A 22,793-nucleotide genomic window follows, 5' to 3' on the forward strand; every position below is an offset into this window, starting at 1 on the left:
TTGTTTGGTGGCTGCCTATTCTTTCAGGCTCGGGAAATCGGATTCGGAGTATTCGACCCCGGTCCCTGCCGGGAGTTGGCCTCCGTTGTGCCGGATTTCCTCGCTCGCACGAAGCTCAACACGGCGGATCTTGCCGGAAATCGTCTTGGGCAGCTCAGCGAATTCGATCCGGCGGATGCGCTTGAACGGCGCCAAATGGATCCGGCAATAACGCAGGATGTCCTCAGCGAGCTCGGGCGAGGGGACATGTCCACTTGCGAGGACTACGAATGCCTTAGGTACCGAGAGCTTCACCGGATCCGGCGAAGGCACGACGGCGGCCTCAGCCACTGCGGGATGTTCGATCAGTACGCTCTCGAGCTCGAAGGGGGACAACCTGTAGTCGGAGGACTTGAAGACATCGTCCCCGCGGCCCACGTAGGTGATGACGCCGTTTTGGTCCCGGCTGGCCATGTCGCCCGTGTGGTAATAGCCGTCGCGGTGAGCCTCGGCGGTCTTCTCCGGATCGCCGAAGTAGGACTTCATGAGTCCCACGGGCCGGGGGTCCAAGCGCAAGCACAGTTCGCCGACGTCGCTCTCCTCGCCGGTGGCGGGGTCAACAAGCACCACGTCGTAGCCTGGAAGCGGCCGGCCCATGGAGCCGGTCTTGACCGGCTGGCCGGGGGTGTTGGCGGCCTGGACCGTTGATTCCGTCTGCCCGAAACCATCGCGGATGGTCTGGCCCAGGCCCTCTCAACTTGCCCGATGACCTCGGCGTTGAGCGGTTCGCCAGCCGAAACAACCTTGGTGGGCGGCGTCTTCAACAGGGTCAGATCCGCCTGGATCAGCATGCGCCAGACCGTGGGAGGGGCGCAGAAACTCGTGACGCCTTCGCGGTCCATCTGCTCCATGAGGGCTTTGGCGTCGAAGCGCTCGTAGTTGTAGACAAACACGCAGGCCTCGGCGATCCACGGCGTGAAAACATTCGGACCAGGCGTGCTTGGCCCAGCCGGGGGAGGCCACATTGAGATGGACATCCCCGGGTTCCAGCCCGATCCAGTACATCGTAGACAGATGCCCCACGGGGTATGACGTATGGGTGTGCTCCACCAACTTGGCCCGGGACGTGGTGCCCGACGTGAAGTAGAGGAGCATGGTTTCGTCGGCATGGGTGGGGCCGTCCGGGATGAACTCGGTCTCGGCAGAACCGGATTCGGCGTACTGGAGGGCGTTTTGCCTCGGTGCGCCGGCGCCGTTGCCAACTTCGATCAGCGTGTAGTCGCCCGGCACATCGGCGAACTTGGCAATATTGGCGCTCCCGACGGCGGCCCAGTGGGCGCCCCCGCGCTCGACGCGGTCCCGGATATCGCGCGGACCCATGAGCGTGGTGGTGGGGATCAGGACAAGGCCCAGTTTGATCCCGGCGAGCATGAGTTCCCACAGCTCCACCTGGTTGCCAAGCATGATGATCATGCGGTCGCCACGATGGACGCCCTTCCCACGGAGCCAATTGGCAAGCTGCGAGGAACGTGCGGAAAGATCGGCGAAGCTGCGGCGGGTGGAACTGCCGTCCTGCTCCACGATGACCAGCGCCGGGTTGTTGGCCGTGGAGGGGTTGGCTGCGATCTGGTCGAACCAGTCGAGAGCGAAGTTGAATTCGCTGAAGCGGGGCCACTGGAATTCGCTGTGTGCCTGGGAGTAATCGGTGCGCAGCTCAAGGAGCCTGTCGCGGGCTGCACGGAAGTCGTCGGTGACTGTCATTGTCTGCCTTTCGCCCTGCGGGAATGGGATCAGCGCGGATCGGGGACGTCGCTGGCCGTGTGATCCGCCTCACCTCGCAATATACTAGGACATCCAAGGGTTTGGAAAGAGATGAAGGGCGCGACGCCGAAGCGCCCGAAGGAGCCCCTACTTCCACCAAGTGTCGAAAATGGTCACCGGGACGGTCCGCTTGTGCCGGGTGCGCAGGTACTTCTGCTCGATGGCCTCGGCTACCTCGTCAGCAACCTCCCGGCCTTCAAGGTAGTCGTCGATCTGGTCGTACTTGATGCCGAGCTCGTCCTCGTCGGTGCGGCCGGGCTTGCCGTCGAGGAGGTCGGCCGTGGGAACTTTGTCCCAAATGCGGGACGGGGCGCCCAGCTCAGCGAGGAGTGCACGGTTCTGCCGTTTGTTGAGGCCGAAGAGCGGCAGGATGTCCGCACCGCCGTCGCCGAACTTGGTGAAGAATCCGGTGACGGACTCGGCGCCGTGATCTGTGCCGATCACCAGGTAGTTGTGCTCGCCGGCGAGGGCGTACTGGGCCACCATGCGGGCGCGGGCCTTCGTGTTGCCTTTGTGGAAGTCCGATATGCGTGACCCTGTGGTCTTTTCGAACTCGTCCTCGAAGCCGTCAACCGCCCGGGAGATGTTGAAGGTCCACTCCGTCCTGGCCTGGATAAAGTCCAGTGCGGCCTGGGCGTCGTCCTCATCATGCTGGGTGCCGTAGGGGAGCCGGACCGCTACGAAGTTCGCCACGACGCCCTCAGCGTCGAGTTCCTCGACAGCCAGTTGCGCGAGACGCCCGGCGAGGGAGGAATCCAAGCCTCCGGAAATACCCAGGACAAAGCCCTTGGTATGTGTGGCTTTGAGGTATTCCTTCAGGAACGTGACGCGTTTGCGCACCTCCCCAGCGGGGTCGATCCGGGGCTGAACGCCCATTTCCGCAATGATCGTGGCCTGGAGTGTGCGCATGTCCCCAACACTAGTAACGAGTGCTTGAAACACTCAACTGTGTCACCCCAAGTAACTCGCCGTTGTTGTCGTTTTCGAGCAAAGTAACTTAGCCCCTCGCGACTGGGATGGCGGTGGTTTGGGCACCAAAGGTGAGCGGGCGATTACGCCGGCGCGGGCCCCGTCGACCCTCGGACCGTGAGGTGCGTAGGCATGACGGCCAAGCGCCGGCTGATTCCGCCGTATTGGGGATTCAGGCGGGAAAGGAGCATGGAGACGGCGACCCGGCCGGCCTGTTCAATGGGTGAGGCCATGGTGGTCAGTGGGGGATTGCAGAAATCGGCGCCGAAAATGTCGTCGCAACCCACAATGCTCATGTCCTCGGGCACCCGGATTCCCCGTTCGCGCAGCCTCTGGAGCATGCCGATGGCCAACAGGTCATTGAACACAATGCATGCCGTGGCTCCTGTGTGCGCGGCGGCGTCGGCTGCGGCCGCGCCGGACGTCGTCTTGGGAGCGAACGGCCCCACGCTGAAGGTGGTCAAGCTCCGTTCCTGGGTCTCCTCCTGGAATGCCTTCCACCGCTTGGCGTTGGAGCAGGACGTGGCCGGGCCGCCGACGAAGCAAATCCTGCTGTGGCCCAGCGAGACAAGATGTTCCAGCGCCTGGACAATGGCCGACGGCGTATCGATCACCACCGTGGGTGCAATGGCCGGGGCCCGGTTGATGGTCACCAGGGGCTGCTGTGCCGCTGCCTCGGTGAGTTGCGCGTCAGTCAGGCGGGACGCCGCAAGGATGAAGCCGTCGGCGGAGCGGCGCATTTTCTGCAGGGCGTCCGCTTCCATCTCCGCTGATTCCTCGGTGTCCACGAGCAGTTGCGTGTAGCCAGCGGCCTTCAGTTGAAGCTGGGCGCCGCGGATGATGTCGAAGTAGAACGGGTTGGTGATGTCAGGGACCAGGACGGCGACTGTCTGGGTGCGTCCGGAGCTGAGTCCGCGGGCTTGGGAACTGGGCGCGTAGTTCAACTGCGCGGCAGCTTCTTCGATCCGCTGGCGTGTCACGTGGTTCACCCGCCGCGGGTTGGACAGGGCCCGCGAGACGGTGGATGTAGCCACCCCCGCGAGTTCGGCAACATCGCGAATAGTGGGCTGCCTGCCCGGTGACTGGAGCTCGAGTTCTGCCATGATCTGGGTATTCCTCATCTGCCGCACTCGCTCATCTATGAGTGACTTGTCCCACAATTTCAGCACCGATGACAATTTTTGGCAATCGCTTGTCAACCTTGTTGCTCGTGCCTAGACTCGGAGCAATCGCCCGGTGTGACGCGCACCACGCCATGAGGCCATCGGGTATTCAGGGAGGAAAAACAATGAAGTTTGCATCGTCCGCCAAGTTTGCCGCTGTTGTCTTAACAGCCGCCCTAGCTTTGACCGCCTGCGGAAGCGGCAGCAACACCAGCTCCGGGGGGAGCGCCGGGCCCGTTGACGGGAAGGGCAAGAAGCTGAGCGTCCTGACAGGCGTCAACAACCAGTACTCTGCCCAGCAAAAGCAGTGGTTTACCGACATTGCGGCCAAGTTCAAGGCGCAGACCGGTGCAGACATCTCATTCGAAACGTTCGCTTCGGCCAACGACGAGCTGACCCGCATCCAGACGTCTGTAGTTTCCGGACAGGGACCTGACGTCTACAGCCTCGGCACAACCTTCACCCCCACCGCGTACGCAACCAAGGCCTTCGTGACGTTGTCCGACGACGACTGGAAGAAGATTGGCGGGAAGGACAGGTTCAACCCAGCCGCCCTCGGAATTTCCGGCCCCGACGCCCAGCACCAGGCAGGCATTCCGTTCGTCAGCCGGCCGTTCGTGATGGCCTACAACAAAGATCTGCTGAAGGCCGCCGGGATCGACAAGCCCGCCACGAGCTGGGATGAGCTCGCGGCGCAGGCAAAGAAGATGACCGACCCGTCCACAGGCACTTTCGGCTTGGCGACCGGCTACAAGGACAACTTTGACCCTTGGAAGTTCATCTGGGCCATGTCGGTGCAGGCCGGCAACCCGCTGGTGGACGGCAAGACGCTCAAGCTTGACGACCCGGCTGTCAAGAAGGCCTATCAAACCTACTTCGGCTGGCTGACCCAGGACAAGGTGGTGGATCCGGCGTCGATCGGGTGGAGCAACAGCAACGCGGTCGCCGCGTTTGCCTCGGGCAAGGCCGGCTACCTGATGATGACGACGTCGAGTTCCCTCCCGACGCTCGACAAGTCCTCCGTTGCCGGTAAGTACGCCTATGCAACCATGCCGACCACGGCCCCCGGCCAGACATCTCCGCAGGGAGATGCCGCGAATGCAGCGAGCATCCTGTCCGGTGACAACGTGGTTGTTGCCGATTACTCGAAGCAAAAGGACCTGGCTTTCGCTTACATCAACCTCATCACGTCCAAAGACGAGCAGTTGAACTTCCAGAAGATCTTCGGAGACCTACCTGCCAACGCCGAAGCCCTGAAGTCCCTGAACAGCCCCGCCCTTCAACCGGTTGCCGACACCGCAGCGAAGTCCAAGGCAACGCCGTTCACCGGAGCGTGGGGTGACATCCAGCTGGCTCTGCTCAACGTGGTAGTCCAGTCGATCCCCGACCTCTCCAAGGGTTCCGTGGACGACTCGACCCTGCAGGGTCGCCTGAAGGACGCACAGTCCAAGGGCCAGGCCTCACTTGACCGGGCCTCGAAGTAAGAAGGAACGGACATGTCCACCGATTCATTGACTGCGGGCGAGGCGGCACACCGCAAGCCGTCCCGCGCCGCCAAGCCGGACCCGCAGTCGCCAGACGACACTCCCCGGCGCCGCAAGGGGCTAAGCGAACGCAACCGCCCCTTGTGGATGCTGATTCCAGGCGGCCTGCTGATGGTGATCATCATCGTGGTGCCGCTCCTGCTCGGCATCTTCATGTCGGGGCTGGACGCTGGATCAGTACTCGCTGCGCCAGTGGGTCAGCGCCCCCTTCATCGGAGTGCAGAACTTCGTCGAAGCGCTGACGGCATCGCCTTTGCTGCACGCCATCTGGCTCAGCGTCAGCTACTCCCTACTCGCGATGGTGGTCACTATCCCGCTGGGTATAGCCGGCGCCGTCGCCACCCAGAACGCGTTCAAAGGGCGCGCCGTGGTCCGCTCGATCTTCCTGATCCCTTACGTCCTTCCCTCCTTCGTGGTGGCGACGGTGTGGCGGACCATGTTCCAGCCGGGCAGTGTCATCGACTCCGTGCTGCATTCGGTGGGCATCGACCCGGGCTTGTGGCTCAACGGGCCCCAGTCCTATTGGACGCTGATCCTGGTCCAGATCTGGGCATCGTGGCCGTTTGTCTACCTGCTGGCACTGTCCGGACTGCAGTCGGTAGACCATGAGGTCCACGAGGCATCGGCCCTGGACGGTGCGCTGTGGTGGAACAAGCTCCGCTACGTGGTCTTCCCTTATCTCAAGGGCCCACTCTCTTTGGCGTTCCTGATCGGCATGCTGCACCACATCAACAACTTCACCTTGCCGTTCGTCCTCTTCGGCGTGCCGGCCCCCTCCGATGTGGAGCTCCTGCCGATCCTCACCTACGTCACCAGCTTCCAGAGCTTCCGGTTCGGACTCAGCGCGGCCATGGCGTTCATTTCGCTGATCCTGATCGCGATTCCCCTGTTCGTCTATTTGCGGGCTGTCAAGCTCGACGACGCTGAAACTCCCGGAGGCAAAAAGTGAGCGCCGCAACAACCGCCGTCGGACGCCAACCGAGCGAAGATGTTCGCCCGGGCTCCAAACGCCAGCACGAAGTCACCCGGCTCATGCCAGGGCCCATGCTTGCCATCATCCTGACGGTGTTGTGTGCCCTGGTGCTCATCCCGGTGGCGTACATCTTCCTGGCGTCCGTGAACTCGGACATCGGCGTGGCCCGGGGCGAGTTCTTCCCGTCCAGTTTCTCCTTTGAGAACTACTCCACGATCTGGACGAGCGTTGGACTGGCAACAGGCTTGGCCAACAGTGTGCTCGTGGCCGGTTCCACCGCCGTGGTCTCCGCGCTGATGTCGATTGCCACCGCCTACGTCCTGGTCCGCTACCAGTTCCGCGGCCGTTTGACGATCCTTCGCGGGCTCCTCGGACTCCAGTCAGTTCCGGGCACCCTCATGGTGCTTCCGGTTTTCGTGCTGTTCTCGTCGTCCGCCAGCTACCTGGGCATTCAAATCATTGGCACGCAGTGGGGCTTGTTCATCACCTATCTGACCTTCGCGATGCCGTTCTCCACCTGGGTGATGGTCACCTATCTGCGCGGCCTGCCGCGCGAACTCGAAGAGGCAGCAAGGATCGACGGCGCCAGCAACCTTGGCGTGCTGGTGCGGATCATCCTGCCGCTGAGCTGGCCCGGCGTCGTCGTTTCTGGTATTTTCGCCTTCCTGCTCGGCTGGAACGACGTCCTGTTCGCCTCTGTCATGACCCGCCCCGAGAGCCAGACGGCCGCCGTCGCGCTCCAAGTCTTCGGCGCCTCGCAAGAGGGCGGCGCAATTCCGTTCTACGGCCAGATGATGGCGGCCTCGCTCGTGTGTGCTGCCCCGGTGGTCATTCTCTATCTGATTTTCCAGCGTTACCTAGTGGGCGGCCTGACCGCCGGAGGAGTTAAGTAACTATGAGCACGCCAGCGGTTGAATGGGAGCTCTCGGGCTTCGGCGACGAGATCGACGACGACCCCAAGATCCAGATTGCCGTGATGCAGGCACTGGGGGCAAGGCATATTGAAGTACGCAGTGCCTGGGGCATCAACATCGTGGGCCCTGGACGATGGACAGCTCGCAGAACTCAAGGCGTTGCTGGACACGGCCGGCATGAAGGTTTCCGCGATCGCCTCGCCGATCGGGAAAGTGGATGTCTCGCTCCCCGTGGAGCACGAGGTGGAACGGCTCCGGCGGGCGGTCAACGCCGCACACGTGCTGGAATCCCGTTACATCCGGATCTTCTCCTTCTATTACGGCGAAGACGTGGCCGTGGAGAGCATTCGGAATGCCGTGATCGAACGGATGCGCGCCCTCGCGGCCGTGGCGGAGGAATCCGGCGTCGTACTGCTGCACGAAAATGAGAAGGACATCTTCGGCGATATTCCGGAGAGGGTCCTGGACATCATCGAATCGGTGAACTCCCCGGCCCTGAAGGTCGCCTGGGATGCGGCGAACTTCGTTCAGGTTGGCGTCAAGCCCTTCGACGACGCCTACGCCAAACTCCGCCCGCACCTTGAGTACCTGCAGGTCAAGGACGCCTTGTTTTCGAACGCCACCGTGACGCCGGCGGGCGAAGGTGACGGCGATTTGCTGCGTACCGTGGAAGCCCTGAAAGCCGACGGCTACACCGGATTCGCCAGCTTGGAACCGCACTTGGCCGGCGCTCACGGCCTGGGTGGTTTCGGGCCCGACGGCGTTCGGCATCGCCGCGAGGGCCTTCGCGAAAGTCCTCAGCGAAGCGGGAGTGGAAGCCAAGTGACTGAAGAAAAAATGGCACTTCAGGCTGCAATCGTGGGGTGCGGGGTCATCGGCCGCACGCATGCGGCCGCCATCCGCGAGCTCCCGGGGATCACGGTCGCCGCACTTGTTGACGAGATCGCCGAGGCCTCCGCGGCCCTTGCCGCCACGATCGAAGCCCAAGGCAACCCGAAGCCGGCAGTCTTCCTGACGCTGGCCGAGGCGCTCGCGGCAGTACCCGTGGACCTGGTCATCGTCTCAACGCCCAGCGGGCTGCACATCCAGCAAGCACTGGAAGCGCTCGACGCGGGCAAGCACGTGGTGATCGAAAAGCCCCTCGGCGTCGATTTGAGCCGCGCGGACGAGATCATTGCAGCAGCGAAAGCCGCCGAGGCCAAGGGCTTGGTGGCCAGTGTGATCAGCCAGCATCGCTTCGACCCGGCCAGCCTGGTGGTGGACGAAGCACGCCGGGCCGGGCGCTTCGGCACGCTGACTTCCGCCGTGGCCTCGGTGAGCTGGTGGCGCAGTCAGAGTTATTACGACTCGGGAGCTTGGCGTGGAACGTGGGCCATGGACGGCGGCGGGGCCATCATGAACCAGGGCGTCCACACGGTGGATCTGCTCGTGTGGTTCCTCGGCCGGCCCGTCGAGATCAGCGCCAAAACGGCGCTCCTCGCCCACGAAGGCGTTGAAGTGGAAGACACCGCAGTGGCCACCGTGACGTTCGAATCCGGCGCACTTGCCGTGCTGCACGCAACGACGGCGGCCTACCCGGGACTGACGGTCCGCCTCCAGGTCATGGGCAGCAAGGGCTCCGCCGTGATCGACAACGACAACCTCGAATACTTCCACGCTTCCGACGCCGCTGATCCTTCCGAGAGCAGCGCCATGGGCATCCTCGGCAGCGGAAACCAGGCCGCCGTCGAGCTCGCCAAATACCCCGACGAGACGGCCGAACCGCTGGATCCCACCGTGTATCCGGCTGGACATGTCCGTCAGTACCGCGACATCCTCGCTGCGATTCGCGAAGGACGCCGTGCCGGAGTGACCGTGGAAGACGCTGTGACCGCGTTGGCAACCGTGCGCGCCCTCTATGTCTCGGCCACTCTCGGACAACCCGTGCTGATCGCCGATGTCATCGCAGGCAAGTACAACAACGTGGAAGTCCGCACGGGCGGTTCCGCTTCCCACGCGGGAGCCAATCGCGAAGGGGTTTCCGCATGAAGTTTTCCGTCTTCACCGCATCCACGCCCGAATGGTCCCCTCAAGACGCCGCCGCCAAGCTTTCAGCCCAGGGGTGGGACGGCATCGAATGGCGTGTCACGGACCAGGCCGAAGCGGCAGAACCTGGCTTCTGGGCGGGGAACCGCGCTACGTGGCCCATGACGGGGTTGGAGGACTCGATCCCTGAGATCGGCCGCCTCACCGCTGAAGCCGGGCTGGAATTCTCCGGCCTCGGCGGCTACGCCCGCTGCGACAACCACGACGACGTCGATCGCGTCCTGGCCGCGACGGCAGCCTGCGGTGCCAGGCAAGTCCGCGTCAATGTGCTGCCGCTGGGAAACTCGAATATGGGCGGAGGGGAGCCCACGGGTCTGTCCTATCCCGAGCTCTTTGCCGCTACCAGGGAACACTACGAATGGGTCGCCGCCCGCGCGGCGCACCACGGCGTCAAGGCGCTCGTCGAATTGCACCACGGCACCGTGACAGCATCGGCGTCGTCGGCCAGGCGATTGCTGGAAGGACTGGATCCGCAGCACGTCGGCGTCATCCATGACCTCGGCAATTTGCTGATCGAAGGGTGGGAGTCGCCGTTGCCTGCACTCCAGCTCCTCGGCCCTTATTTGGCACATGTCCATGTGAAAAACGCCCGCTGGGTCCGCACGGAGTCTACGGACGAATCGGGCGCGGCCGTGTGGGTCAACGAGTGGGCGCCTTCGTCCGAGGGCCAGGGCAGCGTGCTCGGATATTTCCGGGCTCTCGCCGCGGTTGGCTACAACTCCTGGGTCACGGTGGAGGACTTCTCCACCGTGCTCCCGTTGGAGGAACGGACCGCATCCAACCTCGCCTACCTACGCAAGGTAGCCGCATTGGCCGGGTTCGACGTCGGCGCTCCCGCTTCGGCTCGCTGACGACGCGCTGGCCGCCCTGGCGACGCTTGAAACAGCAGCCGCTCGCCTTTTCGGAGGCAAGCGGCTGCTGTTTTGGTGGCTAGATGGTGCGCGTCGCTTTTGCCAGGTTGTCCTTGAGTTCGGCGGCGTTCTGCCGGACCACGTAGGCCGGGCGGTCACGTTCCACGCGCCAGCTCTCATCGAGCGGCCCGATGTTGATGGTGTCGAAGCCGAACTCGTCGTAGAGCTTCGCCACGAGGTCGGCGGCCTCGGGGTAGTCGCTGGCGGTGGCCAATGCGCGGCGGTTTTCGGTGCCCGCCGGGGTGCCGTCGGTGCCGATCTCCTTCGCCATGATGTGGTTGAAGCCTTTGGCGACCTTGGACGTGGGCAGGTGCTTCTGCAGCAGGCCGGACACAGTGGCGTCGCCCGCGTCGAGCTCCGGGATGCGGCCGTCCCGCTCCCAGTAGTAGTTGTTCGTGTCGATCACAATCTTGCCTGCGAGCGGTTCCACGGGGATGGCCTGGTAGTTTCTGAGGGGAACGGTCACGACGGCGAAATCGCCCGCCGCTGCCGCCTCGGCCGGTGTTGCGGCCCGGGCGCGTGTGCCCAGCTCCGCGACAAGTTCCGCCAGCGTTTCCGGTCCCCGCGAGTTGCTGATCACTACGTCATAGCCGAGTTCGACCGCTTTGCGAGCGACTTGGCTGCCAATGTGCCCTGCGCCGATGATTCCGATTGTTGTCATATGAGCGGGAACCCCGTCACCGCCGCAGATATTTCACGAGTGACGCGGCTCACCCGCAACGCGAGCTCGCCGGAATGGTGCCGGGTCGCCCGAACCTTTCGGCGACCTGAGCGCGTTCCGGCGATCTCGACGACGGACGCTTTACGTAGAATGGGGACCATGACTTCCGCTGTTGACGCTGCCGCTGCCCGTGCCCGCCTCCTTGAACTGATCAAAGAACTGGCGGTCGTCCGCGGCAAGGTGATCCTTTCCAGCGGTGCCGAAGCGGACTACTACATCGACTTGCGGCGCATCACCCTTCACCACGAGGCCTCCAAACTGGTGGGCCAGGTCATGCTGTCCATGATCGACGACGCCGGAATCGCGGTTGAGTGCGCCGGTGGCCTGACGATGGGGGCGGACCCTGTCGGGACCGCCGTGATGCACGCAGCTGCCGACGCCGGACGTGCCGTTGACGCGTTCGTCGTACGCAAGGCGCAGAAGTCCTATGGCATGGGCCGGCAGGTGGAAGGTCCCTCCGTCGAAGGCCGGAACGTGGTTGTCCTCGAGGACACCTCCACCACGGGCGGTTCCGCGCTGACCGCCGTCGAAGGCGTCCGGAAAGCCGGTGGCAACGTGGTGGCCGTCGCGGTCATTGTGGACCGAAACACCGGCGCGAAAGAAAAGATCGAAGCGGAAACCGGCGTGCCGTACCTCTTCGTTTTCGGCAAGGACGAGCTCGGGCTCAACTAGCCTCCCGCCGAGTTTGTGTACACGTCATGCCCCTTAAGACGACCCTTAGGGGGCATGAGCTGTACACAAACTCCCAAGGCTAAACGCCTAAGCTGGCTGGGTGGACTTTCAAGCGGGAAAATACTCTCGTAAGCAGAAGCGCTGGCAAGACCCGGGCTCCCCTGCCCAGGTTCTCCGCCATGCTGCTGAGCTGAAGAGCTTTTCCCGCCGGACCTTCCTGATTGGCGCGGGAGCTTCCACAGCACTCGCGGCGGACATGCTGTTTACCCGGCAGGTCCAAGCCGAGCGCCGCACCACCAAAATCCTCCCGGTGGGGGACGACTTCGCCGCGTCCTACTACCCCAACTCCAGTTGGATACTCTTCCCCGGGTACAAGACCAGCTGGGAAGAGGCCCAATGGATCCTCAATTCGCTCCGGGGTTCGCTACGGCAGCGGGGCCAGTTGGCCGCCGTCGGATACTCCAACCAAGGGTTGGACGTCGCTGAGGTGGTGGACGCCGTGGTCGGCTACATCAAGGAGCGGAAGCTGAATACGCTCTACTTCTATGGCCACAGTTTCGGCGGCATGCTGGCCACCGAAGTGGCCGCCTTCCTCCGTGAGAGGAACGACGTCGGCGTCAAGCTGATCTTGTTGGATTCGTCGCCGTTCAGCAAGTACGACATCCTCGACCAAAGCTGGTTCGACGGCGTCGTGTTCTTGTACGAGAGCGGTTTCCAGGTTCCGTCGGTGGTCCGCGGCGGCTATGAACTGGGTGAGCGTGTGGTCAACAAGAATGAACGCACGTGGGGGCAGATCTGGAACCAGACCCTCGAGCAGCTCTCGCCGATCGCGCCGTCGAGCGTCCTCATCCAGAGCGAATCGGACTACATCTACCATTTCGACGGTACCCGGTTCACCGACCGGCTGGGGGATACCCGCATGGCGTTCATCGGAAACCCGCGCGATGACACAGTGAACTACGAGACGGCCCGGGCTGGGTGGGCCAAGACGTTCCCCCTCAACATTGCGTCTACGGGACTGAGGACCGACGGTGCCCGCCCCGCGCACGCGAGCCCGCAGTGGAACCCGTTTGTCTACAACCCGATTATCGAGGACCTGCAGAACGAGTTCTTGCCCCTGCCCCGGGCCGGCTCGCGGGTGGTCTTCTACTAGCGGCGCAAGCCATCCAGCTCGGCACCGTTCAGTCCGGCGTCGCGCAGGTAGTCAGCGGCGTTCCCGAACTCGCGTGCGAATCCATCCAGGAAGTACTCCATGGCTGCGGCGGGGGACTGCAACAGCATGAGCGAGGGGCTGAACGCCTGTTCCGGAACGTCGGGAATTGCCAGCCGCCATGTTGCCGCCATGGTCTCCAGCATGAAGGGGAGGGCCGCGGTGCTTGCCGCATAGTCCGCCACAACGGCGTCGCGGTCCGTACCGTTTGCGATGAGGGCCACAGCGGATACGACGCCGGTGCGGTCCTTGCCGAGCGAGCAATGGATCAGCGTCCGCTTGCCTTGGGCCGCGGGACGTAGCGCCTCGGCGACCCAATCCGGCCGCGTGCGAACCCAGCCCAGATAGAGCTCGCCGAGGTCTTCGGCCGTGTGGATTGATGAGAGTCCGGCCGAAGCCGTTCGCGGATCGAGGGGGTTCTCGACGAGTTCCACCGTCCCATTCGAAGCAGAGCTGTTGGCCAGTTGCCAGGGCGCGATGGCCCGTTCGTATCCGCTCCGCAGATCCACCACGGTCTGGATGCCATGCGTGGCCAGGAAAGCAGCCGTCTCCGCGGCGTCCATGCCGAACGGCTGGCTTCCCCTGAGAATGCGGCCGTCGGCCAAGGAACGCAGGTTCAGCACTGCCATGGCCCTAGCCCCCTTCTTCTTAGATCTGGTTCTTGAGATCCGCTACCGAGTTCAGGATCTGGTTCGGCCGGAACGGGAAGGCCGCGATGTCCTCGCGCTGGGTGATGCCGCTGAGCACCAAAACGGTGTGCAGCCCTGCTTCCATGCCGGCGATGATGTCCGTATCCATTCGGTCGCCAATCATGGCCGTGGTCTCGGAATGCGCGTCGATCTGGTTCATCGCGGAACGGAACATCATGGGGTTCGGCTTGCCCACAATGTAGGGCTCGCGGCCGGTCGCCTTGGAGATCAGCGCCGCGATGGCGCCGGTGGCAGGCATCGGTCCGTCCTTCGACGGGCCCGTGGCATCCGGGTTGGTGGCGATGAAACGCGCACCGGCGAGGATCAACCGGATGGCCATGGTGATCGCTTCGAAGGAGTAGGTCCGGGTTTCGCCGAGCACCACGAAGTCCGGGTTCTGGTCGGTGAGGATGAAGCCGGCCTCGTGCAGCGCCGTCGTGAGCCCCGCTTCGCCAATGGTGTACGCGCGGTTGCCGGATTCCGAGCCAGCCACCTGGTCCTTGAGGAAGTGGGCCGTTGCCAGCGCCGAGGTCCAGATGTTCTCCTCGGGGATTTCCAGGCCCGAGGAGTGCAGGCGGGCCGCGAGGTCCCGTGGCGTGAAGATGGAGTTATTGGTGAGGACGAGGAATCGCTTGGAGGTATCCACCCAGCGCTGGATCAGTTCAGCCGCTCCGGGTACGGCTTGGTTCTCGTGGACCAGGACCCCGTCCATGTCCGTGAGCCAGCATTCGATCTCGTGTCCATTGCGGTAAAGGGATGAGCTCTTCAGGGCCTCGGTTGCGTTGTCCATGCTTTTCCTCCGCGTGTTGGCTGTTCTGCTCCCAAGTCTTTCATCTTTCGGTCCCGGAGACATCCGGGTGTCCTGCGTTACGGCGCCCCGGGCTAGTGTTGTGGAGTGACTGACCGGCCCCAGAACCCAGCCCCTGCCGACTCCGCGGTTGATCCTGCTCCCGAGGAAGGTTTCGAAGCGAAACCAGAGGTCGGCGTCGGGCCCTGGGAGGGCGAGTGGCCTGAGGGCGAGCATTGGGATCCGGACCTCCTGACGGACGGCGATCGCCGCAACGTGGTGGACAAGTACCGGTACTGGAAGCACGATTCGATCGTCGCCGACCTCGACGCCCACCGGCACGATTTTCATATCGCCATTGAGAACTGGCAGCACGATCTCAACATCGGCACCGTTGTCCGCACGGCCAATGCGTTCCTCGCCAAAGAGGTCCACATCATCGGACGACGCCGGTGGAACCGCCGGGGCGCCATGGTCACCGACCGCTACCAGCATGTCCGCCACCATCCCACCGTGGAGGACTTCGTGACATGGGCGCAGGGGGAGGGGCTGGCCATCATCGGCATCGACATCTTCCCGGATTCCGTGCCGCTGGAAACGTACGATCTTCCGCGCAATTGTGTGTTGGTGTTCGGGCAGGAGGGCCCCGGCCTGACGCCCGAGGTGCACGAAGCCGCCGTCGCCACCCTATCGATCGAGCAGTACGGTTCCACTCGGTCCATGAACGCTGCGTCCGCCGCGGCCATCGCAATGCACGCCTGGATCCGCCGGCACAATTTCGGCCAGCCGGTTTCGTAGGACGCCCGGAGTGTTACTGATGGGTGACCCGAAACACGGGGCTGGATCCTGAGTCGCTAGGATGGTGCCTAGCCGTATAGGTCTACTCCAGGGTCAATAAAACCCACAGACGAAAATCAGCATAGGAGTCAGCATGCCCATCGCAACCCCAGAGATTTACTCCGAGATGATCGACCGCGCGAAGGCCGGTGGATTCGCCTTCCCGGCAGTGAATGTCACCTCGTCGCAGACCCTGAACGCTGCTATCCGCGGCTTTGCCGAGGCTGAGTCCGACGGCATCATCCAGGTCTCCACCGGTGGCGCGGCCTACTGGTCCGGCGCGTCGGTCAAGGACATGGTTGCCGGCTCCCTGGGTTTCGCTGCTTTTGCCCGCGAAGTCGCGAAGAACTACAACGTGAACATCGCGCTGCACACGGACCACTGCCCCAAGGACAAGCTGGACGGCTTTGTCCTGCCGTTGCTTGCTGCTTCCGAGGAAGCCGTCAAGGCCGGCAAGGACCCCATCTTCAACTCGCACATGTGGGACGGCTCGCACGAAACCCTCGGCGAGAACCTGCGCATCGGCCGCGAACTGCTGGAGCGCGCAGCTGCCGCTAAGATCATCCTCGAGGTTGAAATCGGCACGGTCGGCGGCGAGGAAGACGGTGTCGAGAACGAAATCAACGAGAAGCTCTACACCACCACCGAGGACGCGCTGGCCACCATCGAGGCGCTCGGTGCCGGGGAACACGGCCGCTACATGACCGCCCTGACCTTCGGCAACGTCCACGGCGTCTACAAGCCGGGTGGCGTGAAGCTGCGCCCGGAGCTGCTCAAGCAGATCCAGGCCGAGGTCGGCGCCAAGATCGGCAAGACCAACCCGTTCGACCTGGTCTTCCACGGCGGCTCCGGCTCCTCCGAGCAGGAAATCGCGGATGCTGTTTCCTACGGTGTCATCAAGATGAACGTCGACACAGACACCCAGTACGCCTTCACCCGCCCGGTGGCCGGTCACATGTTCTCGAACTACGACGGCGTCCTGAAGGTCGACGGCGAAATGGGCAACAAGAAGACGTACGACCCCCGCGTCTGGGGCGCCTCGGCTGAGGCCGGCATGGCTGCCCGCATCGTGGAGGCCGCACAGCAGCTCGGTTCGGTTGGCAAGACCTTCTAATGTCCGACGAATTCCGCAAGAACCTGATGGGGCCGGAGCCCACCCTCCTGCCCGCAGAAAGCGAGATCTACCAGCACTTGGCGCTTGGCCAGGAAGCCTTGGATCTCGTGGCCAAGTACCCCACGTCTTCGCTGCTCTGGGCGATCCTCGCCGAGGAAGCCTGGGCCGAAGGTCGAACCATCGATTCATACGCATATTCGCGCGTGGGTTACCACCGCGGACTGGATTCGCTGCGCCGGAACGGTTGGCGCGGCGTCGGGCCCATCCCGTGGGAGCACGAGCCGAACAGGGGATTCCTGCGCGCTCTGTACTCGCTCGGCAGGGCCTCCGCGGCCATCGGCGAAGCCGAGGAACCGGAGCGGATCGAGACGTTCCTGAACGACTCGGATCCCACCGCGAAGGCAGCAATCGAAGCGTAAGTCTTCTCAAAAGACTCAATTAGACGACGACGGCGGCCGCTCACCAAAAGGTGGGCGGCCGCCGTCGGGCGTTAATGCCTGGCGAGTTTGTGTACAGCTCGTGTCCCTTAAACCGGATGTTAAGGGACACGAGCTGTACACAAACTCCTAGGAGACGGGCGTGAGGCCGGTCCGGGCCATCGCCTCGGCGTAGGCGCCATGGATGACGTCAAGGTACTCCTGCTGGCGGGCGGGGGAGCCGGCGAAGGAGCGACCACCGAGGGAACGGACCTTGAAGGTCTTGAAGCCGCGGCGGTGGATACTCTGCGGGGCGGCCTTCATGAGCTGGTCTGCGAGGCGGTGGGCTTCATTGCCGTGGGCCACGAGTGCAGAGGTGCGCGGCGCGATCGCCAGCAGGCGCAGGAGGGGCTTGAGGCCTTCGGTGATGTTGGCGGGAGTCAGCTTGCCCGGCTCGCCGTCGGGTTCGATCCACGGGTACACATTCCACGGCATCATCAGTTCCGGCCGAAGGCCCAGCTGCCACTGCATACCAATCATGCGCGTGCTGGCATCCGAGTCGCCCGGAGCAATGAAGCCCGAGCCCTCCGTGGCGCGGGTGTTGGAGAAGAGGCTGATGATACGGCACTCTTCAACGCTGTGGACGGGATCCACGTAGAGGACTTCGCTGCCCGGCTTCTGTACCTTGAGGGAATCGCAAAGCCCCGTGACCTCGGCGATGTGGGGTTCGAAACGTCGGTTCCAGAGTTGCTCTTCGAGTGATTCAGTCGCCAGGTCTTGCATATGGGCTTGGGTCTCCTACGTGTAGCGAGGCGCACTTCTCCAACCGGGAGCGATAGGCCGCTGCCGGTCAGGTCGGGTGCAGTGTTGGGGGCTGGTTAACTGTACCGGAACGGCGACGGGCTGTGGGGTGAATCGGGGCTTCTGTGGTGGGTCTCTCGACGACGGCGGCCCGGGAGCGGAACTCTTCGCGGCCGCGTAAGCCGTTAACGCAAGCGGCACCGTCTCGATCGCTCGAGACGGTGCCGCCGAGGAACAACCGCTATTGCTGGTTGTTGTTCCCGTTTTGCTCGTCGTTTTCCTTGCTACGGGAAACCACCGAGCCATTCGCTTCATTCAGGATGAGCTTTGTGTCCCGCTGGTTCCCGAAGTTGAACATCGCGTTGATGGAGCCGGCCTTGGCGTCGGCCGACGAGTCGCCGATCTGGCCGGTGTGCCAGTTGTCCTCGATGAAGCGCAGGATGGATGACTGGTCCGTCTGGGTGTGGTCCACGAAGTTCTTCTTGGCGAAGGGCGAGATCACCACGAGCGGCTGGCGGGGGCCCGGACCGCAACGGTCCGCGTAGCCTCCGGCCATCGGCACACCCTTGTTGTAGGCGTTAAGGCACCATGCGGCGTCGTCCGTGGTGTTGGAGGAGTTCTTGACTGCAGCGGCAACGTGGTCATACCAACCGTCCGAGTCATCGTAGGCGAGGACGACGGCGGTGTTTTCCCAGTTCTTGGAGTTCTGGATGGCGTTGACCTGCTGCGTGATGAACTTCTGCTCGTCCAGCGGATCGGAGTAGCCAGCGTGGCCATCCTGGTAGTTTCCGGCCTTCAGGAAGGAGACGGCAGGCATGTTGTCCGAGTTGACCACCTTGGCGAAGTCGGTGGTGTCGTACTGGTGGTTGGCCTGGCCGTTGTGGCCGATTTCGGCAACGCTAGCCGGAGCAAGGTGGTGCGGGTTGGACGTTGACTGGTAGTACTGGAAAGGCTGGTGGTGCGGGTTGTAATCCGTCACTTTGGCGCCTGCGACGTTGGTGTGGGAGGCCATGCAGGCCGCCGGAGTGGTGGCCGTGGCTGGCGTGGTCGGGGCGAAGCCGCCCTGGAACCAGCCCCAGCTAACGCCCTTGCTGTTGAGCAGGTCGCCGATGTTCTTGCCCTGCATGCCTGCGAGATTGTAATTGCTGGCGTGGCTCGCGTTGGAGCAGTCGTCGTAGACCGGATCCGGGTCTTCCGTCATGGTGCCCACGCCGTTGGCGTTAGGGAACTTGACCGTGTAGTCGCTGGTGGTGGGCTTGACGGGCTGCCCGGCAGCGGTGAACTCAGAGACACCATGGGTCTGGCCAGACACGAGGTTGAGTGCGCCGGGGCTGGACGGGCCGAAACCAGTGCTGAAGTGGGAGTCGCTCATGGCGTAGTTCTGGGCGTAGTTCCAGATACCCGTCACCGTGTTGCCGTCGTAGTAGTCCATGGTGAGACCGGGACGCGAGTACTGGCCCGGGCAGGTGTCCTTGCTGGTGTTCTCGACGAACTTATTCATGAGGCCGCCGTTGTAGGCCTTCTGCTCGGCCGGGTACTCGTGGTTCTGGTCGCACGTGATGGCCTGACCGGGGGTCAGCCGCTGGGGTTGGACCGAGTTGGGGTTGTTCGGTGCCAGAAGCTTGTCGTTGGCGAGCGTGGCGATATTCTTCGGGGTGTTCTTGGCCGCTGTGAACGTCGAAGCCGCTGCGCCGGTGCCTTGCTGGGTTTCGCCGGCGATGTTGGCTGCCTGCGGATATGTCGCGAAGTAGTGGTCGAAGGAGACGTTCTCGCCGAAAATCACGACGACGTGCTTGATGGGCGTCGCGGTTCCTTGGTGGTCGTCATTGGCCAAGGCCGGCGCGGTGCCGAACCCGATCATGCCGGCGGCTATCGTTGAAGCCGCAAGGGCTGTCGCCCCGCTGGCCAACAGCAAGCGCTTGTTTCGAATTTTCATGGAATTCCCTTCAGAATCACGGGCAACGCCCGGCCAATATTGCGGCTGTCTGGGGTTGGATGCGTTATAGGAGGCACAAAAAATGTAGCCCCGCGCCCTGAGGTCTAACCAGCGATTTTGATGTTCGCGGCGGACTGTTTGGTAAGAGTTCACGTGCCGCTAATACGGACTTTTCTGACGGCCGCTTCCGTTCTTATGTCTTCGTTGGCCATGTGACATGGGGGCCGAGGGACGTATCGGCTAAACTTGGCTGGTAAGAGCCCCGGAACTCTTGCGGATCCCGCCGGTGGACTTTTGCGAAAGTCTGCGGGCAGGGCCGAAAGATTCGGGGCGTTCTCATGTACGGCGCTGAGCCCTGGTGATCCCGCCAGGACCGGCCCGAAAGAATGGGGGAGGATCCCATGCCCGCTATCGTGATCGTCGGAGCCCAGTGGGGCGACGAAGGCAAAGGCAAAGCAACCGACCTGCTCGGTGGCCGCGTTGACTACGTGGTCAAGCCCAACGGCGGCAACAACGCCGGGCACACCGTCGTCGTCGGTGGTGAGAAGTATGAGCTCAAGCTCCTTCCTGCCGGCATTCTGAGCCCCAACGCGATTCCGATCATCGGCAACGGCTGCGTGGTGAACCTCGAGGCGCTGTTCCAGGAGATCGATGGCCTCGAAGCCCGCGGCGCGGATACGTCCCGTTTGCGCGTCTCGGCCAACGCCCACCTCGTGGCTCCGTACCACCAGGTGCTGGACAAGGTGACGGAGCGCTTCCTCGGGAGCCGTGCCATTGGCACCACTGGCCGGGGTATTGGCCCGGCCTACATGGACAAGGTGGCCCGCTTGGGCATCCGCGTCCAGGACGTCTTCGACGAATCGATCCTCCGCCAGAAGGTGGAAGGCTCGCTGCGCCAGAAGAACGAGCTTCTTGTCAAGGTCTACAACCGGCGCAACGTGGTTGCTGATGAGATCGTGGAGTACTTCCTGTCCTTCGCCGAGCGCCTGCGTCCGCTCGTCATCGACAGCACACTTGTCCTCAACAACGCGCTGGACGAGGGCAAAGTGGTCCTTATGGAGGGTGGCCAGGCGACGTTCCTGGACGTCGACCACGGCACCTACCCGTTCGTGACATCGTCCAACCCGACCGCCGGCGGCGCGTCCGTTGGCTCAGGCATCGGACCGACCCGCATCTCACGCTCCATCGGCATCATCAAGGCCTACACCACCCGCGTTGGCGCCGGTCCGTTCCCCACGGAGCTCTTCGACGAGATGGGCATGTACCTGCAGAAGACCGGTGGCGAGTTCGGCGTGAACACCGGCCGCCCGCGCCGTTGCGGTTGGTACGACGCCGTCCTGGCCCGCCACGCATCGCGCGTCAATGGCTTTACGGACTACTTCGTCACCAAGCTGGACGTGCTCACCGGCATCGAGCAGATCCCGGTCTGCGTTGCTTACGACGTCGACGGCGTCCGCCACGATGAAATGCCCATGACCCAGACCGAGTTCCACCACGCAGTCCCGATCTTCGAGTACTTCGATGGCTGGACCGAGGACATCACCGGCGCCAAGACCCTGGAAGACCTCCCCGAGAACGCCCGCAGATACGTGCTGGCCCTCGAGAAGCTCTCCGGCACCCGCTTCTCCGCGATCGGCGTCGGCCCGGACCGGGACCAGACGATCGTGGTTCACGACCTCATCGAAGACTAAGCTCCGTAAGACCACGACGACGGCGGGTCGCCCCTTTTCGGGGCGGCCCGCCGACGTCTTTCCCTTGCTTCCAAGCCGAAAACGGCGTCGGAAAAAACTTTTGGAATCCGTGTAACCCTTTCGTGCGCCCCAGCGATTACGTCTTTGAAAGGCCGAGCTGAAACTTGTCCCCCATCAGGTTTCAGCTCGGCCCTTTTCATGTCTGAAGGGTTTCGTGGATGTATAAAGTCCGGGCGAGGCTCGCCTCTGGGGTTGAAGGCCAGTCCTTTGGCTTCATGGGAGCAACGGTTAAGCTAGGTGAGGTTGTCCGGCCGTGCGGCGTTTCGGCGGCAACGAGGATCTCGCTTAAATCCGGACATGTGTTCCCCAACGAAAGCCACGCTTCTGTGACCGACGCCTTGACCGATGCAGCTTTGCGCGCCCTTCAGGGCCGGGAACCTGAGCTGTTCAGTGCTGTGTACCAAGCCTTCGCTGGCCAGGTGCTCGGCTACCTGAGCGCAAAGGGCGTCTCGGATCCGGAAGCAGTCACCCAAGACGTCTTCCTCGCGGTCCTTCCACGTATCGGGACGATCACGGGCGGAGTCAGCGGTCTGCGGACATTTGTATTTTCGGTGGCCCACGCCCGGATGGTGGATGACCATCGCCGGCAAAGCAGGACGCCCGAGCAACACGAGTTTGAACCTGAGCGTGACACGCGCCAATCGATTTCGGCAGAGGCCGAGGCGATGGAGCACGTGGCTCCACAGGAAGTCCTGGCCCTGCTGGACCTTCTTCGGGAAGATCAGCGGGAAGTCCTGTCACTTCGGATCGTTGCCGGTCTGACGGTTGACCAGGTAGCCGAAATCATGGGGAAAAGCCAAGGCGCGGTCAAGCAGCTGCAGCGCCGGGCATTGAATTCACTCCGCGAGCATTCGGTAGTAAAGGAATACGTAGCGCCATGACCCGTTGGGATTGCAAGGACACTGACCGCGACGCGATCATCCACGAGCTCATGCTGGACGCTGGCATGACGGACGTTCCCGAACTCGCGGACTCCTTGAAAGCGCTGGAGTCGTTCGCCTCGATGCCCGCCCCCGTTCCTAGTGCGGCACTCGCCGCGATGCTGGCTGGCCCGGGCGCGACCACAGTCGCCGGGTCCGGCTCAATCACCGTCGCAGCCGGAGCCGGAGCGGGAGCCGGAGCCGCAGCAGTCGGCACCGTCATTGGCGACCGCGCACTTCCCCTCGACGAGCTCAGCAAGCGGCGCCAGTCGCGCAGGCACCGCCCTGCTGTGATCGGTGCTGCCGTCCTGACCGCCATGGGACTGGGCGTTGGCGGAGTTGCGGCCTCGACCGCCGGATTTAGCAAGGGAACTCCCGATTTCATGCAGGTGCTGATCTCCGGTTGGGCGCCGGGGTGGACCACTGCACCGCCGTCGCTGGTACCTCCGCTCCCAGGCAAGACTCCCCGAAGGTCACAACCAGCCCGGCGCCTGTAGCCCCGCCGGCTCCCGCTGTTGAACCAGTGCCTGCCATTCCCGCTCCCCCCGAAAAAGCAGTACCCCCTGCCGCACCCCCTGCG

The 22,793-nt window shown here is 63.4% G+C and carries 19 protein-coding genes and 3 pseudogenes; 14 read left to right on the forward strand and 8 right to left on the reverse strand.

Annotated features, from left to right (window positions below):
- Positions 1–15 precede the first annotated feature (15 nt).
- The 3 genes and pseudogenes from ACF0H6_RS14635 to ACF0H6_RS14645 all read right to left on the reverse strand — a co-directional run bounded on the left by ACF0H6_RS14635 (position 16) and on the right by ACF0H6_RS14645 (position 3,872).
- Positions 16–1,740, reverse strand: a pseudogene (locus ACF0H6_RS14635) (AMP-binding protein).
- Between the two features lie 147 nt (positions 1,741–1,887).
- On the reverse strand, positions 1,888–2,709 hold the full coding sequence (gene nadE, locus ACF0H6_RS14640) for an ammonia-dependent NAD(+) synthetase (RefSeq protein ID WP_395250328.1): 822 nt from the start codon (positions 2,707–2,709) through the stop codon (positions 1,888–1,890).
- A gap of 143 nt (positions 2,710–2,852) precedes the next feature.
- Positions 2,853–3,872, reverse strand: coding sequence for a LacI family DNA-binding transcriptional regulator (locus tag ACF0H6_RS14645; protein WP_395250329.1), 1,020 nt, complete (start codon positions 3,870–3,872; stop codon positions 2,853–2,855).
- Positions 3,873–4,057: 185 nt separating this feature from the next.
- Between ACF0H6_RS14645 and ACF0H6_RS14650 the strand changes: the two genes are divergently transcribed.
- From ACF0H6_RS14650 to ACF0H6_RS14675, 6 genes and pseudogenes are all read left to right on the forward strand, one after another.
- Positions 4,058–5,416 (forward strand): ABC transporter substrate-binding protein, encoded by a 1,359-nt coding sequence (locus tag ACF0H6_RS14650; RefSeq protein ID WP_395250330.1) that lies wholly within the window; start codon positions 4,058–4,060, stop codon positions 5,414–5,416.
- A gap of 12 nt (positions 5,417–5,428) precedes the next feature.
- Positions 5,429–6,425: pseudogene (locus ACF0H6_RS14655) on the forward strand (carbohydrate ABC transporter permease).
- An 83-nt stretch (positions 6,426–6,508) separates the two neighbouring features.
- The gene (locus tag ACF0H6_RS14660; protein WP_395251318.1) at positions 6,509–7,342 is read left to right on the forward strand and encodes a carbohydrate ABC transporter permease; all 834 of its coding nucleotides are present in this window, start codon (positions 6,509–6,511) and stop codon (positions 7,340–7,342) included.
- A gap of 2 nt (positions 7,343–7,344) precedes the next feature.
- Positions 7,345–8,189, forward strand: a pseudogene (locus tag ACF0H6_RS14665) (sugar phosphate isomerase/epimerase family protein).
- Positions 8,190–8,200: 11 nt separating this feature from the next.
- Positions 8,201–9,391, forward strand: coding sequence for a Gfo/Idh/MocA family protein (locus tag ACF0H6_RS14670; protein ID WP_395251319.1), 1,191 nt, complete (start codon positions 8,201–8,203; stop codon positions 9,389–9,391).
- Positions 9,388–10,299 carry a sugar phosphate isomerase/epimerase family protein gene (locus ACF0H6_RS14675; protein ID WP_395250331.1) on the forward strand — a complete coding sequence of 304 codons (912 nt, stop codon included), beginning with the start codon at positions 9,388–9,390 and terminating at the stop codon, positions 10,297–10,299. Before ACF0H6_RS14670 ends, ACF0H6_RS14675 begins: the two co-directional genes overlap by 4 nt.
- Positions 10,300–10,378: 79 nt before the next feature.
- Here the strand turns inward: ACF0H6_RS14675 and ACF0H6_RS14680 are convergent, their stop codons facing one another.
- Positions 10,379–11,020, reverse strand: a complete 642-nt coding sequence (locus ACF0H6_RS14680) for an NADPH-dependent F420 reductase (protein ID WP_395250332.1) — start codon at positions 11,018–11,020, stop codon at positions 10,379–10,381.
- Between the two features lie 159 nt (positions 11,021–11,179).
- On the opposite strand from ACF0H6_RS14680, the gene pyrE reads away from it, so the two are divergent.
- On the forward strand, positions 11,180–11,752 hold the full coding sequence (pyrE, locus tag ACF0H6_RS14685; protein WP_395250333.1) for an orotate phosphoribosyltransferase: 573 nt from the start codon (positions 11,180–11,182) through the stop codon (positions 11,750–11,752).
- A gap of 100 nt (positions 11,753–11,852) precedes the next feature.
- A complete protein-coding gene (locus ACF0H6_RS14690) occupies positions 11,853–12,905 on the forward strand; it encodes a thioesterase domain-containing protein (protein ID WP_395250334.1) in 1,053 nt (350 codons plus the stop codon).
- On the opposite strand, the gene ACF0H6_RS14695 is transcribed toward ACF0H6_RS14690, so the two are convergent.
- Both ACF0H6_RS14695 and ACF0H6_RS14700 read right to left on the reverse strand, forming a co-directional pair.
- Positions 12,902–13,591 carry a tyrosine-protein phosphatase gene (locus tag ACF0H6_RS14695; protein WP_395250335.1) on the reverse strand — a complete coding sequence of 230 codons (690 nt, stop codon included), beginning with the start codon at positions 13,589–13,591 and terminating at the stop codon, positions 12,902–12,904. The genes ACF0H6_RS14690 and ACF0H6_RS14695 overlap by 4 nt on opposite strands.
- Before the next feature lie 19 nt (positions 13,592–13,610).
- Positions 13,611–14,441, reverse strand: coding sequence for an HAD-IIA family hydrolase (locus ACF0H6_RS14700; RefSeq protein WP_395250336.1), 831 nt, complete (start codon positions 14,439–14,441; stop codon positions 13,611–13,613).
- A gap of 105 nt (positions 14,442–14,546) precedes the next feature.
- On the opposite strand from ACF0H6_RS14700, the gene ACF0H6_RS14705 reads away from it, so the two are divergent.
- The 3 genes from ACF0H6_RS14705 to ACF0H6_RS14715 all read left to right on the forward strand — a co-directional run bounded on the left by ACF0H6_RS14705 (position 14,547) and on the right by ACF0H6_RS14715 (position 16,808).
- Positions 14,547–15,236 carry a TrmH family RNA methyltransferase gene (locus ACF0H6_RS14705; RefSeq protein WP_395250337.1) on the forward strand — a complete coding sequence of 230 codons (690 nt, stop codon included), beginning with the start codon at positions 14,547–14,549 and terminating at the stop codon, positions 15,234–15,236.
- A gap of 121 nt (positions 15,237–15,357) precedes the next feature.
- Positions 15,358–16,389, forward strand: a complete 1,032-nt coding sequence (gene fbaA / locus ACF0H6_RS14710; RefSeq protein WP_395251320.1) for a class II fructose-bisphosphate aldolase — start codon at positions 15,358–15,360, stop codon at positions 16,387–16,389.
- Positions 16,389–16,808, forward strand: coding sequence for a DUF3151 domain-containing protein (locus ACF0H6_RS14715; protein WP_395250338.1), 420 nt, complete (start codon positions 16,389–16,391; stop codon positions 16,806–16,808). Before fbaA ends, ACF0H6_RS14715 begins: the two co-directional genes overlap by 1 nt.
- A 147-nt stretch (positions 16,809–16,955) precedes the next feature.
- Here ACF0H6_RS14715 and ACF0H6_RS14720 read toward each other — a convergent pair whose 3' ends face one another.
- Both ACF0H6_RS14720 and ACF0H6_RS14725 read right to left on the reverse strand, forming a co-directional pair.
- Positions 16,956–17,588, reverse strand: a complete 633-nt coding sequence (locus ACF0H6_RS14720; protein WP_395250339.1) for a uracil-DNA glycosylase — start codon at positions 17,586–17,588, stop codon at positions 16,956–16,958.
- 259 nt (positions 17,589–17,847) lie between these two features.
- Positions 17,848–19,542, reverse strand: coding sequence for a phospholipase C (locus tag ACF0H6_RS14725; RefSeq protein ID WP_395250340.1), 1,695 nt, complete (start codon positions 19,540–19,542; stop codon positions 17,848–17,850).
- Positions 19,543–19,943: 401 nt separating this feature from the next.
- Between ACF0H6_RS14725 and ACF0H6_RS14730 the strand changes: the two genes are divergently transcribed.
- The 3 genes from ACF0H6_RS14730 (at position 19,944) to ACF0H6_RS14740 (ending at position 22,710) form a co-directional block, all read left to right on the forward strand.
- On the forward strand, positions 19,944–21,233 hold the full coding sequence (locus ACF0H6_RS14730; protein WP_395250341.1) for an adenylosuccinate synthase: 1,290 nt from the start codon (positions 19,944–19,946) through the stop codon (positions 21,231–21,233).
- 386 nt (positions 21,234–21,619) lie between these two features.
- A complete protein-coding gene (locus tag ACF0H6_RS14735; RefSeq protein ID WP_395251321.1) occupies positions 21,620–22,174 on the forward strand; it encodes an RNA polymerase sigma factor in 555 nt (184 codons plus the stop codon).
- Positions 22,171–22,710 (forward strand): hypothetical protein, encoded by a 540-nt coding sequence (locus ACF0H6_RS14740; RefSeq protein WP_395250342.1) that lies wholly within the window; start codon positions 22,171–22,173, stop codon positions 22,708–22,710. The genes ACF0H6_RS14735 and ACF0H6_RS14740 overlap by 4 nt, the downstream gene beginning before the upstream one ends.
- The last annotated feature ends 83 nt before the right edge of the window (positions 22,711–22,793 follow it).

Source organism: Arthrobacter sp. NA-172, from assembly GCF_043952055.1.
Classification (GTDB): Bacteria; Actinomycetota; Actinomycetes; order Actinomycetales; family Micrococcaceae; genus Arthrobacter.